At 61.6% G+C, this 12,544-nt stretch carries 11 protein-coding genes and 1 pseudogene; 7 read left to right on the top strand and 5 right to left on the bottom strand.

The genetic code is table 11. The annotated features are described in order from the left end of the window. Positions 1–64: 64 nt before the first annotated feature. Positions 65–976, bottom strand: a complete 912-nt coding sequence (locus tag PF1751_RS19070; RefSeq protein WP_021490775.1) for a LysR substrate-binding domain-containing protein — start codon at positions 974–976, stop codon at positions 65–67. A gap of 173 nt (positions 977–1,149) precedes the next feature. Between PF1751_RS19070 and PF1751_RS19065 the strand changes: the two genes are divergently transcribed. The 3 genes from PF1751_RS19065 to PF1751_RS19055 all read left to right on the top strand — a co-directional run bounded on the left by PF1751_RS19065 (position 1,150) and on the right by PF1751_RS19055 (position 4,434). Next, a complete protein-coding gene (locus PF1751_RS19065) occupies positions 1,150–2,412 on the top strand; it encodes a dicarboxylate/amino acid:cation symporter (RefSeq protein ID WP_010208934.1) in 1,263 nt (420 codons plus the stop codon). After that, complete coding sequence (gene cuyB, locus PF1751_RS19060; protein ID WP_044287577.1) at positions 2,409–3,860, top strand: cysteate racemase; 1,452 nt, start codon at positions 2,409–2,411, stop codon at positions 3,858–3,860. Before PF1751_RS19065 ends, cuyB begins: the two co-directional genes overlap by 4 nt. Before the next feature lie 115 nt (positions 3,861–3,975). Continuing rightward, positions 3,976–4,434 carry an Hsp20 family protein gene (locus PF1751_RS19055; RefSeq protein ID WP_010208936.1) on the top strand — a complete coding sequence of 153 codons (459 nt, stop codon included), beginning with the start codon at positions 3,976–3,978 and terminating at the stop codon, positions 4,432–4,434. Positions 4,435–4,486: 52 nt separating this feature from the next. Here the strand turns inward: PF1751_RS19055 and PF1751_RS19050 are convergent, their stop codons facing one another. The 3 genes from PF1751_RS19050 to PF1751_RS19040 all read right to left on the bottom strand — a co-directional run bounded on the left by PF1751_RS19050 (position 4,487) and on the right by PF1751_RS19040 (position 7,727). Beyond that, positions 4,487–5,764 carry a cation:dicarboxylate symporter family transporter gene (locus tag PF1751_RS19050; protein ID WP_042571826.1) on the bottom strand — a complete coding sequence of 426 codons (1,278 nt, stop codon included), beginning with the start codon at positions 5,762–5,764 and terminating at the stop codon, positions 4,487–4,489. A 95-nt stretch (positions 5,765–5,859) separates the two neighbouring features. Then, a complete protein-coding gene (locus PF1751_RS19045; protein ID WP_044287576.1) occupies positions 5,860–7,065 on the bottom strand; it encodes a pyridoxal phosphate-dependent aminotransferase in 1,206 nt (401 codons plus the stop codon). After that, a complete protein-coding gene (locus tag PF1751_RS19040; protein WP_010208940.1) occupies positions 7,062–7,727 on the bottom strand; it encodes an RraA family protein in 666 nt (221 codons plus the stop codon). Before PF1751_RS19040 ends, PF1751_RS19045 begins: the two co-directional genes overlap by 4 nt. A 123-nt stretch (positions 7,728–7,850) precedes the next feature. Here PF1751_RS19040 and PF1751_RS19035 point away from each other — a divergent pair, with 123 nt between their 5' ends. Further along, a complete protein-coding gene (locus PF1751_RS19035) occupies positions 7,851–8,747 on the top strand; it encodes a LysR family transcriptional regulator (protein ID WP_044287575.1) in 897 nt (298 codons plus the stop codon). A 9-nt stretch (positions 8,748–8,756) separates the two neighbouring features. Next, positions 8,757–9,680 carry a LysR family transcriptional regulator gene (locus tag PF1751_RS19030; protein WP_010208945.1) on the top strand — a complete coding sequence of 308 codons (924 nt, stop codon included), beginning with the start codon at positions 8,757–8,759 and terminating at the stop codon, positions 9,678–9,680. On the opposite strand, the gene PF1751_RS19025 is transcribed toward PF1751_RS19030, so the two are convergent. Then, the gene (locus PF1751_RS19025; protein WP_021490772.1) at positions 9,583–10,287 is read right to left on the bottom strand and encodes a TetR/AcrR family transcriptional regulator; all 705 of its coding nucleotides are present in this window, start codon (positions 10,285–10,287) and stop codon (positions 9,583–9,585) included. The genes PF1751_RS19030 and PF1751_RS19025 overlap by 98 nt on opposite strands. A gap of 121 nt (positions 10,288–10,408) precedes the next feature. Here PF1751_RS19025 and PF1751_RS19020 point away from each other — a divergent pair. Further along, a pseudogene (locus PF1751_RS19020) lies at positions 10,409–11,625 on the top strand (MFS transporter). Between the two features lie 94 nt (positions 11,626–11,719). Beyond that, positions 11,720–12,514, top strand: coding sequence for a DNA/RNA non-specific endonuclease (locus PF1751_RS19015; protein WP_010208951.1), 795 nt, complete (start codon positions 11,720–11,722; stop codon positions 12,512–12,514). Positions 12,515–12,544: the final 30 nt, after the last annotated feature.

The raw sequence follows: 12,544 nt of genomic DNA, 5'->3' as shown, positions 1-12,544 counted from the left end.
CGAGGATATCGAGATTTACCGATATGTCAATACGCAAGATAAAGTCGCGATTTTTACCGCTGTATCAAATTTCCGCCCGCCAGCCTTCCAGTGTGCGCCACAACTTCCGCATCGTCGGGTTTTGGTTTTCAATCGCGCAGTACGAGCGAATTTCCAGACGCGTACTCCATTCCTCACCTGCGGCGCGCACCAGCACGCCACGTTCAAGCTCATCGACCACCGCGCTCTGCGGCAGCCACGCCACGCCGTAACCTTCGATCGCCATGCGCATCAGCAGCATGGCCATGTCAGCTTCGTAGCAGCGTTCCAGCACCGCGGGGGCAGGGCCATTCTTGATCACGATTTCCGCAACCCGACCCAGGAACGTCGTGGCGGTGTACGCCAGATGCGGCACGGGTTTCCCTGCATTTCCCGGCAGGCGATAGAGCGGCCGGCCGCGTTTGTCCGGTGCGCACAGCGGGATAAATGCATCATGCCCCAGGGCCAGGCTGCCAAAGCGTTCCGCGTCCAGCAGGATAGGCGCCAGCGGGTGGTGGTAGACAATCATCAGGTCACAGCTGCCTTCCTCCAGTGCAATCACCGCATCATGAATATTCGCCGCCACCACCCGCGCATTGAACTGCTCGGCGTGTCGCTGGAACTGCGCCAGCCACTTGGGCAGGAAGGTCATCGACAGGCTGTGGCCGGCGGTCACCTGGATCGAGCGTCCCGGCATGCGCTCCACTTCGCGCAGGCTGGCGCGCAGGCGCATGAGGCCGGCGAGGGCATCGCGGCTTTCGCTGCAAAAGGCGACCCCTGCGGCGGTGAGTTGCACCGGGTAGGTGCCGCGGTCGACCAGCTCGACACCCACCCATTCTTCCAATGAGCGAATGCGCCGCGACAAGGCCGACTGGGTCACGCAGCGCACTTCGGCGGCGCGGGAAAAGTTCTTCCACTCGGCGATGGCCAAGAGGTCATCCAACCATTTGATCTGCATGCCGGTTCTCCAGGCGATGAGCCAGGAGTGTAAGCGGTCACGCCCAGGCCAGGCCTGGCTTTTTACAAACTATTCCAAAAGCGCATGGGGTTAGCCGGATTACTCATCATGGGGAGCGGGGGCGGTCCCTAGAATCCGCTGCATACAACAAAAGCCATCCGAGGGCCGCACCTGTGAACAAGAACAAACTCCCGCGTCGTATTGCAGTCGGCATCGCCCTGGGCGTGCTGGTGGGTTGGGCGTGTCACCACTATGCCGGCAGCGAACAAGCGGCCAAGGCGCTGGCCGGGTACTTTTCGATGGTCACCGATATCTTCCTGCGCATGATCAAGATGATCATTGCTCCGCTGGTGTTCGCCACCCTGGTGGGGGGCATTGCGAGCATGGGCAACTCGCGTTCGGTGGGTCGCATCGGGATGCGGGCGATGCTCTGGTTTGTCACGGCGTCGCTGGTCTCGCTGATGCTTGGCATGGCGCTGGTCAACCTGTTCCAGCCGGGCGCCGGGTTAAATATGCAGGTGGTGCAGCACGCCACGGCGGCGGTGCCGGTCAACACTGGCGACTTCAGCCTCAAGACCTTCATCAGTCATGTGTTCCCACGCAGCATCGCCGAAGCGATGGCCAACAATGAGATCTTGCAGATCGTGGTGTTTTCGCTGTTCTTCGGCTTCGCCCTGGCCGGCGTCAAACGTGCGGGTTATACGCGTATCACCGACACCGTGGACGAACTCGCCAAGGTGATGTTCAAGATCACCGACTACGTGATGGCCTTCGCGCCGATCGGCGTATTTGCCGCCATCGCCTCGGCGATCACCACCAACGGCCTGGGCCTGCTGGCGGATTACGCCAAGCTGATCGCCGAATTCTACTTGGGCATCGCCTTGCTCTGGGTCTTGCTGTTCGCCGCCGGCTACCTGTTTCTCGGGCGCTCGGTGTTCACCCTCGGCAAGCTGATCCGCGAGCCGATCCTGCTGGCATTTTCCACGGCCAGCAGCGAGTCGGCCTACCCGAAAACCATGGAGGCCCTGGAGAAATTCGGCGCCCCCAAGCGTGTGTCCAGTTTCGTGTTACCGCTGGGCTATTCCTTCAACCTTGACGGCTCGATGATGTACCAGGCATTCGCGATCATGTTTATCGCCCAGGCCTACAACATCGACCTGAGTTTCACCCAGCAACTGCTGATCCTGCTGACGCTGATGATCACCAGCAAAGGCATGGCCGGCGTGGCGCGGGCCTCGGTGGTGGTGGTCGCGGCGACCTTGCCGATGTTCAACCTGCCCGAAGCCGGCCTGCTGCTGATCATCGGCATCGACCAGTTCCTCGACATGGCGCGCACCGCCACCAACGTGGTGGGCAACAGCATCGCCACGGCAGTGGTCGCGAAATCCGAGGCCGAAGAAGAACCCGCTGAGCTGCCGCAGGGGGCGCGCGCATGACCACCACTTCTCGATTGGGCATCGTCGGCGGGCTCGGCTCGCTGGCGGGCGGCGATCTGTTCTACAAGCTGGTCAAATCCAGGGCCGTGCTGGAAGACCAGGGCCGTTATCATTTCCTATTCGAGCAGCACCCGTTCAAGGATGTGCGGCTGCCCCTGGATCGCCACGCGAGCATGACCGCGCGCAAATTCTATGTGTTCCAGGTGTGCAAGACCTTTGAAGACAGCGGTGTGGATGCCGTGCTGCTACCCTGTTTCGCCAGCCAGACCTTTCGCGAGGAAATCCAGCAGGAATTGGGCATCCCCTTGCTGGACATGATGCAGGCGCTCGTCCGGCACATCCTGCGTTTTGTTGCACCGGGCACCACCTTGGGGGTGATCGCGTCGGACTTCGTGCGCCACTGTGGTCTGTTTGAAAAGCACCTCGGTCAGCACTTTAACCTGGTGTATCCGGAGGACCACGCCCAGGTCGCGCTGATGGAGGCGATGTACGGCGTCAACGGCATCAAGGACGGCCACCTCGATGGCGTGCCGCTGGAGTCGGTGTACCAGGCGTGCTTGTCATTGCAAGGGCAGGGCGCCACGGTGATCGTGCCGGGCATGACCGAGCTGTCGCTGGTGTGCGGCGATCTGCAACGGCGTGGTATCAGCGTGCTCGACATCAACCAGATCTACGCCGAGTTCGCCACCCAGGCCGACGGTCCGACGCGCCAGTCGCCGTTCAAACTGGGCATCGTCGGTGGCGTCGGGCCCGCGGCGACCGTGGACTTCATGGGCAAGGTGGTCGCCCACACGCCGGCAGGCAAGGACCAGGACCATATCAAGATGGTGGTGGAGCAGAACCCGCAGATACCTGATAGAACCGCCAACCTGTTGCGCGACGAAACTGACCCTACCCTGGCCCTGTTCGCCACCTGCAAACGCCTGGAAAGCGCCGGCGCCCAAGCCATCGCGATCCCGTGCAACACTGCCCATGCGTTTGTCGAGCGCATCCAGGCGCACTTGCGCGTGCCCATCGTCAACATGCTCAGCGAGACGGTGGAGTGGATTGTGCACACCTATGGGCGTGGCCAGGCGGTTGGCTTGCTGGCGACTTCAGGCACGCTGCAAAGCCAGGTCTATCACCAGGCCGCGCGACGTTCGGGGTTGGAACTGATCACCCCCGGTTTTGATTACCAGGCGTTGGTGATGGAGGCGATCTACGGCGAGCGGGGGATCAAGGCGGGGTTTACCCAGGGCGTGTGCCGCGAGCAGTTGCTGCTGGCGGCGGAGCATCTGTGTGAACAGGGGGCGAAGGTGCTGATCCTTGGGTGTACCGAGTTGCCTCTGGTACTGGCGCATTGTGACGTGTTTGAAATCGGTGCCCACCGGGTCGCCTTGGTTGATCCCACGACCGTCCTCGCGCGTAGGTGTGTGAGCCTTTCGTCGGGGGCTTATCGCATCGGGTAAATTTTTTTTGTGGGCGCCGCTTGAAAATTTTAAGCCTGAACCTACTTAGGCTTTACGCGATGCCGAATACGGGTCGCGTACCAAATCACTTGGAGAAACCTCAGGAGATTTTGCAATGGCTACTACTCTTTCGTTGGCCCCACTGTTCCGCCATTCCGTCGGCTTTGACCGTTTCAACGACCTTTTCGAATCGGCGCTTCGCAGCGAGGCCGGTACCACCTACCCACCGCACAACGTCGAAAAGCATGGCGAGGACCACTACCGAATCGTCATTGCGGCCGCAGGCCTGGTGGAAGATGACCTGGAAATCCAGGTGGAAAAGGGCGTGTTGACCGTCGCTGGCGGCAAACGCGAACACAATGAAGGTATCACCTACCTGCACCAGGGCATCGCTCAGCGCGCGTTCCGCCTGTCGTTCCGCCTGGTTGACCACATCGAAGTGCAAGGCGCACAGCTTTCCAATGGCTTACTGAGCATCGACCTGCTCAGGGTCGTGCCGGAGGAAGCCAAGCCTAAACGCATTGCCATCGGTGGCGCTGCCAAGGCTGAGGTAAAATCCATCGGCGAGCAGTGAGTTGAAATGAATAAAGGCGCTCTTTGGAGCGCCTTTATTCGTAAGACCCTTGCTACCGTGAAGGCACATTCTTGGCGCTCGGTTCGTGCGTCGCCTTAGCGTCACGGCCCTCCCACTTGGCAATCACCAACGGCGCCAGCGCGTTGCCCAGCACGTTCAGTGCGGTAGTCGGCATCTCCATCAAGCGATACACCCCGGCAATGAACGCGATCCCTTCCAATGGCAATCCGGCACTGGCGAGCGTTGCGGAGAGAATCACGAACATGAACCCCGGCACACCCGCAGCCCCCTTTGAAGTGAGCACCATGGTCACCACCAGTAGCGCCTGATCCCCAAGGCTCAGGTCGATTCCGTATAGCTGCGCCACGAACAGCGTGCCGATCCCAAGGAACAGCGAGGCACCGTCGAGGTTGAACGAGTAACCCACCGGCACCACAAAGCTCACCAGCGAAGGCGACACGCCGTAGGTCTCGAGCTTCTTCATCAATTGCGGCATGACCGACGCTGAACTCGCCGTGGAAAAGGCCAAAATCAGTTCATCCTTGATATGGCGCATCAAGGCAAACAGATTGATCCCGCACAGGCGCGCCACCAGGTTGAGCACCACCAGTACAAAGAACGCGATAGACACGTAACTGACCATGATCAGCTTGGCCAACGGCAGCAACGAACCAAATCCGAAGTTGGCCACGGTCACAGCGATCATGCCGAACACGCCGATGGGCGAGTAGGCCATGATCATCGACGTGACCTTGAACATGGCATCCGACACGCCTCGCAGCAGCGCGATCACCGGGTCTTTGCGCTCGGCGGGCAGGCGTGCCACGCCAAGGCCGAACATCACCGCAAAAAACAGTACCGACAACAGGCTGCCCTGGGCCATGGCACTGATCACGTTATCGGGGATGATCCCGACGATAATCTGCCCCAGGCTGTGACCTGCGCCGCTGCTGGTAGGCAGGGTAATAGACGCTGCATGCAGGCTCGACAGTTCAGTGCCGGCCCCCGGCTTGAGCAGATTGCCCAGCACCAGCCCGACAATGATCGCCAAGGTGGTGATGCAGAAAAAATACCCCAGGGAGCGCGCGCCGATACGGCCCAGGGATTTACCGTCGCCGTGCCCGGCAATGCCCACCACCATGCAGGCAAACACGATGGGCACCACGATCATCTTCATCAGCTTGATAAAGATATCGCCCGCCGGTTGCAGGAGATTGTCCACCAGCCACGGCCGGGATTCGGGGAATTGGTGCAACAGGGCACCAATGGCGATGCCGGCAAGCAAGCCGATCATGATTTGCCAGACCAGCGCGATACGGGGCGTGTGCATAGGAATGCCTCATTTGAGATCAATGATTTTTAAGTTGTTGTTCTAGGCAGTCAAAACAGCGGCCGTCCGGTGGCCGCCGGGTGCAGCAAAGGGCGTCAGCGCAGGTCGCGGCACGCGTCCTTGAGACGACGGCAACCTTCTTCGATCACTTCTGGCGAGCTTGCGAAGGACAGGCGCACATAGGGCGACATGCCATACGCCGCACCGCTCACTGTGGCCAGGCCGTAGTCACGCAACAGGTAGTCCACCAGTTGGGTGTCACTGTCGAGGCGATCACCTTGCGGGGTGAGCTTGCCCATCAGCCCGCTCACGTTGGCGAACACATAGAACGCGCCGTCTGGTGGGGTACAGCTCAAGCCGGGGATGTCCGCCAGCAGAGCCAGCATGCGTGCGCGGCGTTGCTGGTATTCCTCGCGCATGGCGGCGATGGGCGCCTGGTCGCCTGTAAATGCGGCCACGGCGGCGGCCTGGCTGAGGGAGCTGGGGCAGGTAGTGGTTTGCGACAGCAGCTTGGCGATGGCCGCGATCAGCCAGGCCGGGCCTGCACCGAAACCCAGGCGCCAACCGGTCATCGCATAGCCTTTGGACGCGCCGTTGACGATCAGCGTGCGCGGCTTGAGGTCGGGCGCCAGGCGCGTCAATGGCACATGCCGGGCCCTGCCGTAGATGAAGTGTTCGTAGATCTCGTCAGCCATGATCAGCACATGGGGATGACGACGTAACACCTGCGCCAGCGCGAGCAGTTCGGTCTCGTTGTACACCGCACCACTGGGGTTGTTCGGGCTGTTGAGGATCACCCATTTGGTGCGCGCCGTGATCGCCTGTTCAAGGGCGTCGGGGGACAGCTTGAAACCCAGGCTTTCATCGCCGGGAATGATCACCGGTGTTGCATCGTTGAGCCGTGCAATGTCCGGGTACGACACCCAATAAGGCGTGTGCACGATGACTTCATCACCCCGATTCAGCGTGGCGGCCAGCGCATGGTAGATGATGTGTTTGCCGCCGCAACCGGCCACCACTTCATCCAGTCCGTAGGCCAGGTCGTTGTCCTGCTGCAGCTTGAGGCAGATGGCCTGGCGCAGGGCGAGGGTGCCGGTGGTGGATGTGTAGTGGGTGTCGCCGTTGTGCATCGCCTGGCTGGCCGCCGCAAGGATATGCGCCGGGGTGTCGAAGTCCGGCTCGCCCACGGTGAAATTGACGATATCGCGGCCTTGGGCGCGCAGTTCGGTCACCAACGCATTGGCGGCAATGCTGGGGGAGGGCGCGATGCCCAGGACGCGGTCAGACAAAAAGTGCTTCATGGCGCCAACCCTGCGTGGTCCAGGACCTTGTCGATCCAGCTCTGGCGCACGGCACCGCTGGCGATCTCGGCTTTGACGGCCTCTTCATGTTCGGCATGTTGCGCGGCACGGCGCAGCACTTCGGCGGCGTCGGCCTGGGAAAACGCGACCAGGCCGTCTTCATCACCCACCACCAGGTCGCCGGGGTTGACCAGCATGCCACCGATGGACACCGGCACGTTCACTTCACCGGGACCAGTCTTGTAGGGGCCGGTGTGCACCACGGCGCGGGCGTAGCAGGGCGTGTCGTCAAAGCTGGCGACATCGCGGATCGCACCGTCGATCACAAAGCCCACACAACCACGTTGCTGGGCGTAGAGCTTGACCAGCTCACCGATCACCGCGTTATTGGTATCGCCCTGGCCGTCCACCACCAGTACGTGACCAGGTTGCAGCAGGCTCATGGCTTTGTAGATCAGCAGGTTGTCGCCAGGTCGGGTCTTCACCGTGATCGCCGTGCCCACCAGTTTGCCGCTGCGGTTGTAGCGCGTCAGGCCGCGCGCGCCGATATGCCGGCCAAGGTTGTCGCTGATGTGTGGGGTCACCACCTGAGCGAATGCCTCGACCAGTTCGGCCGGGGCCATGGGGGCGTTGGGAAGGATGCGTGAACCGGGCAAGGACATGGCAAATCTCCAGAGTCGTTTGGATAGCGATGGGCTATGGCCGGATCTTAGGAGTGATGATCGGAGAGTTTTAGCGATATTTTATGATGTGATAGCATCGATTTTTTTCATGATAGCCTCGCCATGATCACCTTCAAGCAAATCGACGCGCTTTACTGGATCGCTGAACTGGGCAGTTTTGAAGCGGCGGCCAACAAGCTGAACATGTCGCAGTCAGCGATCTCCAAGCGCATCCAGGAGCTGGAAGAAACCTTCGATGTGGAGATTTTCGACCGCAGCAAGCGCAACGCACGGTTGACGGAAAAGGGCGGCGAGTTGCTGGACTACGCCCGCGACCTGCTCAACAGTCGCGACCAGTTACTGGAGCGGGTCAGCGCCCGTGAAGTGCTGGTGCGCAGGTTTCGCCTGGGCGTCACTGAACTCACTGCACTGACCTGGCTGCCGGCGTTGGTGGAGGCGCTGCGCCAGACCTACCCCAAGGTGCAGATCGAGCCGTCGGTGGAACTCAGCAGCGAGCTGTTTCGCAAACTGGAAAGCGACCAGTTGGACCTGGTGATCGTGCCCGACGTCTACAGCGATCCGCGCTTCCACAGCACCCCCCTGCAATGCGTGGAAAACGCCTGGATGTGCTCCCCTGGCCTGATCCCGGACGTCGACCCCATCAGCCTCGAGACCTTGGCCAGCTACACCGTGCTTACCCAGGGCGCACAGTCGGGAACCGGGATGATCTACGAGCGCTGGCTGGCGGCAAACAACGTGCAACTGCCCCGTACCCTCACCAGCCACAACCTGCTGGTGCAAGCCGGGTTGGCGCTGTCGGGGATCGGCGTGAGCTACCTGCCCTTGGCATGCCTGTCCCATCTGATCGAGCAAGGCACCTTGCGCGCGTTGGTCACAGAGCCGGCGCTGCCGGATATCCAGTATGTGGCGTTGCACCGGATGGACCGGCAATACGGGTTGAATCAAGAGGTGGCGCAATTGGCACAAGCGTGCTGCAATTTCTCGCGGCTGTTGTTCTAGGGAGCGATCATGAAACGCCATTTCGAAGATTTGCAGCTCGGCAGTATCGAACTCTTTTGCCTCGCTGCCGAAGCCAGCAGCTTCACCGCTGCCGCGCAGGTTGCCGGTGTGACCCCCGCAGCGGTCAGCCGCAGTGTCTCGCGCCTGGAAGAACGCTTGGGTTCACGGTTGTTTGTGCGCACCACCCGCAGCATCCGACTGACCGACAGCGGTCGGACCTTCTTCGAGCAATGCCGCCAGGCCCTGACCCAGTTGGTGGAAGCTCAGCAGGAAGTGATGGGCGCGCAGGCCGTGCCGTCTGGCCTGCTGCGCATCAGCATTCCCACCACCTACGCCCATCACCGCTTGCTGCCGCTATTGCCGAGGTTTCGTGCGCTGTACCCGCAAGTCACGGTGGATATCCACATCAGCAACCGCAATATCGACTTCGTCGCCGAAGGTTATGACCTGGCCATCCGCGTGCGCGCCCAGCCGGACTCGTCGCTGATTGCCCGCCTGCTGGAGGACGGCGAGCTGGTGGTGGTCGCATCTCCGTCCTACCTTAAGCGCGCTGGCATCCCACAGACGCTGGAGGATTTATCCGCCCATGAATGCATCCAGTACGAACTGCCGAGCAATGGTCGTCGGATCTCATGGCTGTTCCAGGTAGACGGTAAGGCGCAGGAGTATGCGGGGGAGGCGGGGTACAGCTGCTCCGACGATGTGCTGGGGGGTGTGACCCTGGCCATGCATGGCGCGGGGCTGTTTCAGACCTACAAGTTCATCGTCGAGCAGGCGCTGGCCAACGGTAGCCTGGTGGAGGTGTTGCAGCCGTTTGGTGGGCGCTCGCGGCCGTTTACCTTGTTGTATCCCCATGGGCGATATGTGCCGCATCGGGTGCGGGCGTTTGTGGATTTCCTGATGCAGTGTCGGGACGAATGGGCGGCGCAGTAGAGGCGGCGATATCCCAGGTCAGCAGCAGTTGGCTGATGGCCGCGTCGATAGTGGCATGGGGCACAGTGTCCCGCGCCAGAATCGAAATGCCCTGCAGGAAGCTGTCAAACACCGTTGCCATCACGGCCGGGTTGACGGTCTGTGGCAACTGCCCCAGGCGCATTGCCCGCTCTACGCACGCCACAATCCCCGCGCGGGTGCGCAGCCGCGACTGCGTCAACCCATCTGCCACCCGAGCGTTATCCGGGCTCGGCGCGCTCATCACCCCCAACGCCACCATGCACCCCTTGGGATGCCCGTCTTCACACTGCATGCGCGCCGACTGGCGCAATGCCGTTTCAACCGCCTGGCGCGGTGGCAGGCTTTCGTCCCACAAGCATTCGGTGACCCGGGCGTAGGTCGCCAGGTAACGCTGCACGCATTCGTCGAACAGCGCCTCTTTGGAGCCGAACGCCGCGTAAAAACTCGGTGCGGAGATGCCGCCACCCAAGCCGGCCTTGAGCTGGGCGAGGGAGGTGGCGTCGTAGCCGTGTTGCCAGAACAGGTGCAAGGCCTGGTCCACAGCGCGTTCGCGGTCGAAGGTACGGGGGCGGCCCATCTGTGCCATGTCAAGTCTCCGGTGGCTAGCGATATAGATACTAGTCGATACATAAGTCGTTGACAACGCGGCGCGCTCAGTTGCAACATTTGTATCGATCAGTATCTAAGTCTCGCTCAAGGAGTGTTCTGTGACACCTTCACTTACGTTATCGGCGTCATCCGACCGCCTGCCCATCGGCGCATTGCTTGCCCTGGCCATGACCGGCTTCATTTGCATCGTCACCGAAACCCTGCCGGCGGGCTTGTTGCCGTTGATCAGCGAAGGCCTGGCGATTTCGCCCTCCATGGCCGGGCAAATGGTCACCGCCTATGCCTTGGGCTCGGTGCTGGCGGTGATCCCCATGACCATCGCCACCCGTGGCTGGCGGCGGCGCAATGTGTTGTTGCTGACCATCGTCGGGTTTTTGCTGTTCAACTCCATCACGCATGGTCGTCTCATTACGGCGTGACGCTGGTGGCGCGGTTCTTTGCCGGTGTGGCGGCGGGGTTGGCCTGGAGCCTGTTGGCCGGTTACGCCCGGCGCATGGTGGCGCCGCATCAACAGGGCAGGGCGCTGGCATTGGCGATGGTTGGTACGCCGATCGCGCTGTCGTTGGGTGTGCCGTTGGGCACGTGGCTGGGTGGGTTGGTCGGCTGGCGCACAACCTTTGGCCTGATGTCGGCGGTGAGCCTGGTGCTGATTGTGTGGGTGCTGGTGAAAGTCCCGGACTATGCGCCTCAACCTACGCATCAACGTTTGTCCCTGGGCAAGGTGTTGACCACACCGGGCGTACGGCCGGTGTTGGCGGTGGTAATCAGCTGGATGCTGGCGCACAACATTCTGTACACCTACATCGCACCGTTCGTGGCGCCGGCTGGCTTGGCGGATCGGGTTGACCTGGTGTTGTTGGTGTTCGGGGTGGCCGCGCTGGCGGGAATCTGGCTCACGGCCAAATGGGTCGAGCCGCTGCTGCGCCGGACCGTGCTGGTCAGCCTGGTGGCCTTTGCCGCGATGAGCGCGGTGTTCGGCTTGCTCGGGAATGTACCCGAGGTGATCTACTTCGGCGTAGCGGTGTGGGGCCTGAGTTTCGGGGGCGCCGCGACATTGCTGCAAACCGCCCTGGCTGATGCGGCGGGGGATGGCGCTGACGTTGCGCTGTCGCTGAATGTGGTGGCGTGGAACAGCGCGATCGCCGGCAGCGGTGTGGTCGGCGGGGTATTGCTGGACACCTGGGGTGTGGCCTCATTTCCGTGGGCGATGCTGGTGCTGATCGGCGTATCGCTGGCGATTGCCTGGGGGGCCAGCGCCCATGGTTTCAAGCCGGGCGCGCGGGATGCGGGAAAACCCGCAGCGGTCGGGCACTAATTCGACATTCGCCAGTCAATAACCCTCGCAATATCATCCACTTGGCTCCGCTCGACGGAGCCTGTCGCTTCACTCCCTTTCGAAGATTTAATGCATGTACCTACGCAAAATTGCCGTTGGGCTGACCGCCCTTGTTTTGCTTTCTTCCGGGGCCAACGCCCGAAGCCTGCCGGACCTCTATTCCAAACAGGAAAAACAGCTCACCTTCGACAGCTGCGCCGATCTGTTCCCCGCCACCCCGATCAAGACCGCCACCGTCCCGGCCGCGATGAAACCCCTGGCCCTGTGCTCCGACCATTTCGCAGTGCTCTATTCGCAAACCAGCAAGACCCCTCTGGTGGTGGTCGAGCGCCTGAATGCCGCACTTCTCAAAGACGCCAAGGGCGAGGAGCGCACCAACCAGTTTTACGCCGACCCACGTATTCCCAAAAGCGGTCGTGCGGAGTTGAGTGACTACCGCGCTCAGCATCCGGCCGTGGACCGTGGCCACCAATCCCCAGCCGCCGATGCGCCGAACGCCAACGCCATGGCGCAGTCATTTGCGCTGTCGAACATGGTGCCCCAGGACCCCACCAACAACCGCAAAATCTGGAGCAAGGTCGAGGCCGACGTACGCAAGTTTGCCGTGCGCGCCGGCGGCGATGTGTACGTGTTCACCGGCCCGCTGTTCGACCCTGGCTACGGCACCATCGGCGCCAACAAGGTCTGGGTGCCGACGCGCCTGTTCAAGCTGGTGTACGACGCCTCAAGCAAACGCGCCTGGGCGTATGTGCTGCCCAATGCGGAAACACGCATTCAAAAGCCAATGGACTATGAGACGTTTGTGAAGAGCACCGGGCTCAGGTTGTTGGGGGATCTTCCGGTGTCGGGGTCGGTGGGGCGGGGCTGATAAGGGTTTATACTCGCCCCCTGACATTCA

The organism is Pseudomonas simiae, from assembly GCF_000934565.1.
Taxonomy (GTDB): Bacteria; Pseudomonadota; Gammaproteobacteria; order Pseudomonadales; family Pseudomonadaceae; genus Aquipseudomonas; species Aquipseudomonas simiae.
The sequence above is the reverse complement of the archived record's forward strand: the minus strand, read 5'-3'. Positions and strand labels throughout refer to the sequence as shown.

Excerpts from the sequence above, each read along its gene's own strand:
- PF1751_RS19030 (WP_010208945.1), top strand. The coding sequence starts at position 8,757 with ATGAAACGCCATTTCGAAGATTTGCAGCTCGGCAGTATCGAACTCTTT.
- PF1751_RS19055 (WP_010208936.1), top strand. The coding sequence starts at position 3,976 with ATGGCTACTACTCTTTCGTTGGCCCCACTGTTCCGCCATTCCGTCGGC.
- PF1751_RS19040 (WP_010208940.1), bottom strand. The coding sequence starts at position 7,727 with ATGTCCTTGCCCGGTTCACGCATCCTTCCCAACGCCCCCATGGCCCCG.
- PF1751_RS19045 (WP_044287576.1), bottom strand. The coding sequence starts at position 7,065 with ATGAAGCACTTTTTGTCTGACCGCGTCCTGGGCATCGCGCCCTCCCCC.
- PF1751_RS19050 (WP_042571826.1), bottom strand. The coding sequence starts at position 5,764 with ATGCACACGCCCCGTATCGCGCTGGTCTGGCAAATCATGATCGGCTTG.
- PF1751_RS19015 (WP_010208951.1), top strand. The coding sequence starts at position 11,720 with ATGTACCTACGCAAAATTGCCGTTGGGCTGACCGCCCTTGTTTTGCTT.
- PF1751_RS19070 (WP_021490775.1), bottom strand. The coding sequence starts at position 976 with ATGCAGATCAAATGGTTGGATGACCTCTTGGCCATCGCCGAGTGGAAG.
- PF1751_RS19035 (WP_044287575.1), top strand. The coding sequence starts at position 7,851 with ATGATCACCTTCAAGCAAATCGACGCGCTTTACTGGATCGCTGAACTG.
- PF1751_RS19025 (WP_021490772.1), bottom strand. The coding sequence starts at position 10,287 with ATGGCACAGATGGGCCGCCCCCGTACCTTCGACCGCGAACGCGCTGTG.
- cuyB (WP_044287577.1), top strand. The coding sequence starts at position 2,409 with ATGACCACCACTTCTCGATTGGGCATCGTCGGCGGGCTCGGCTCGCTG.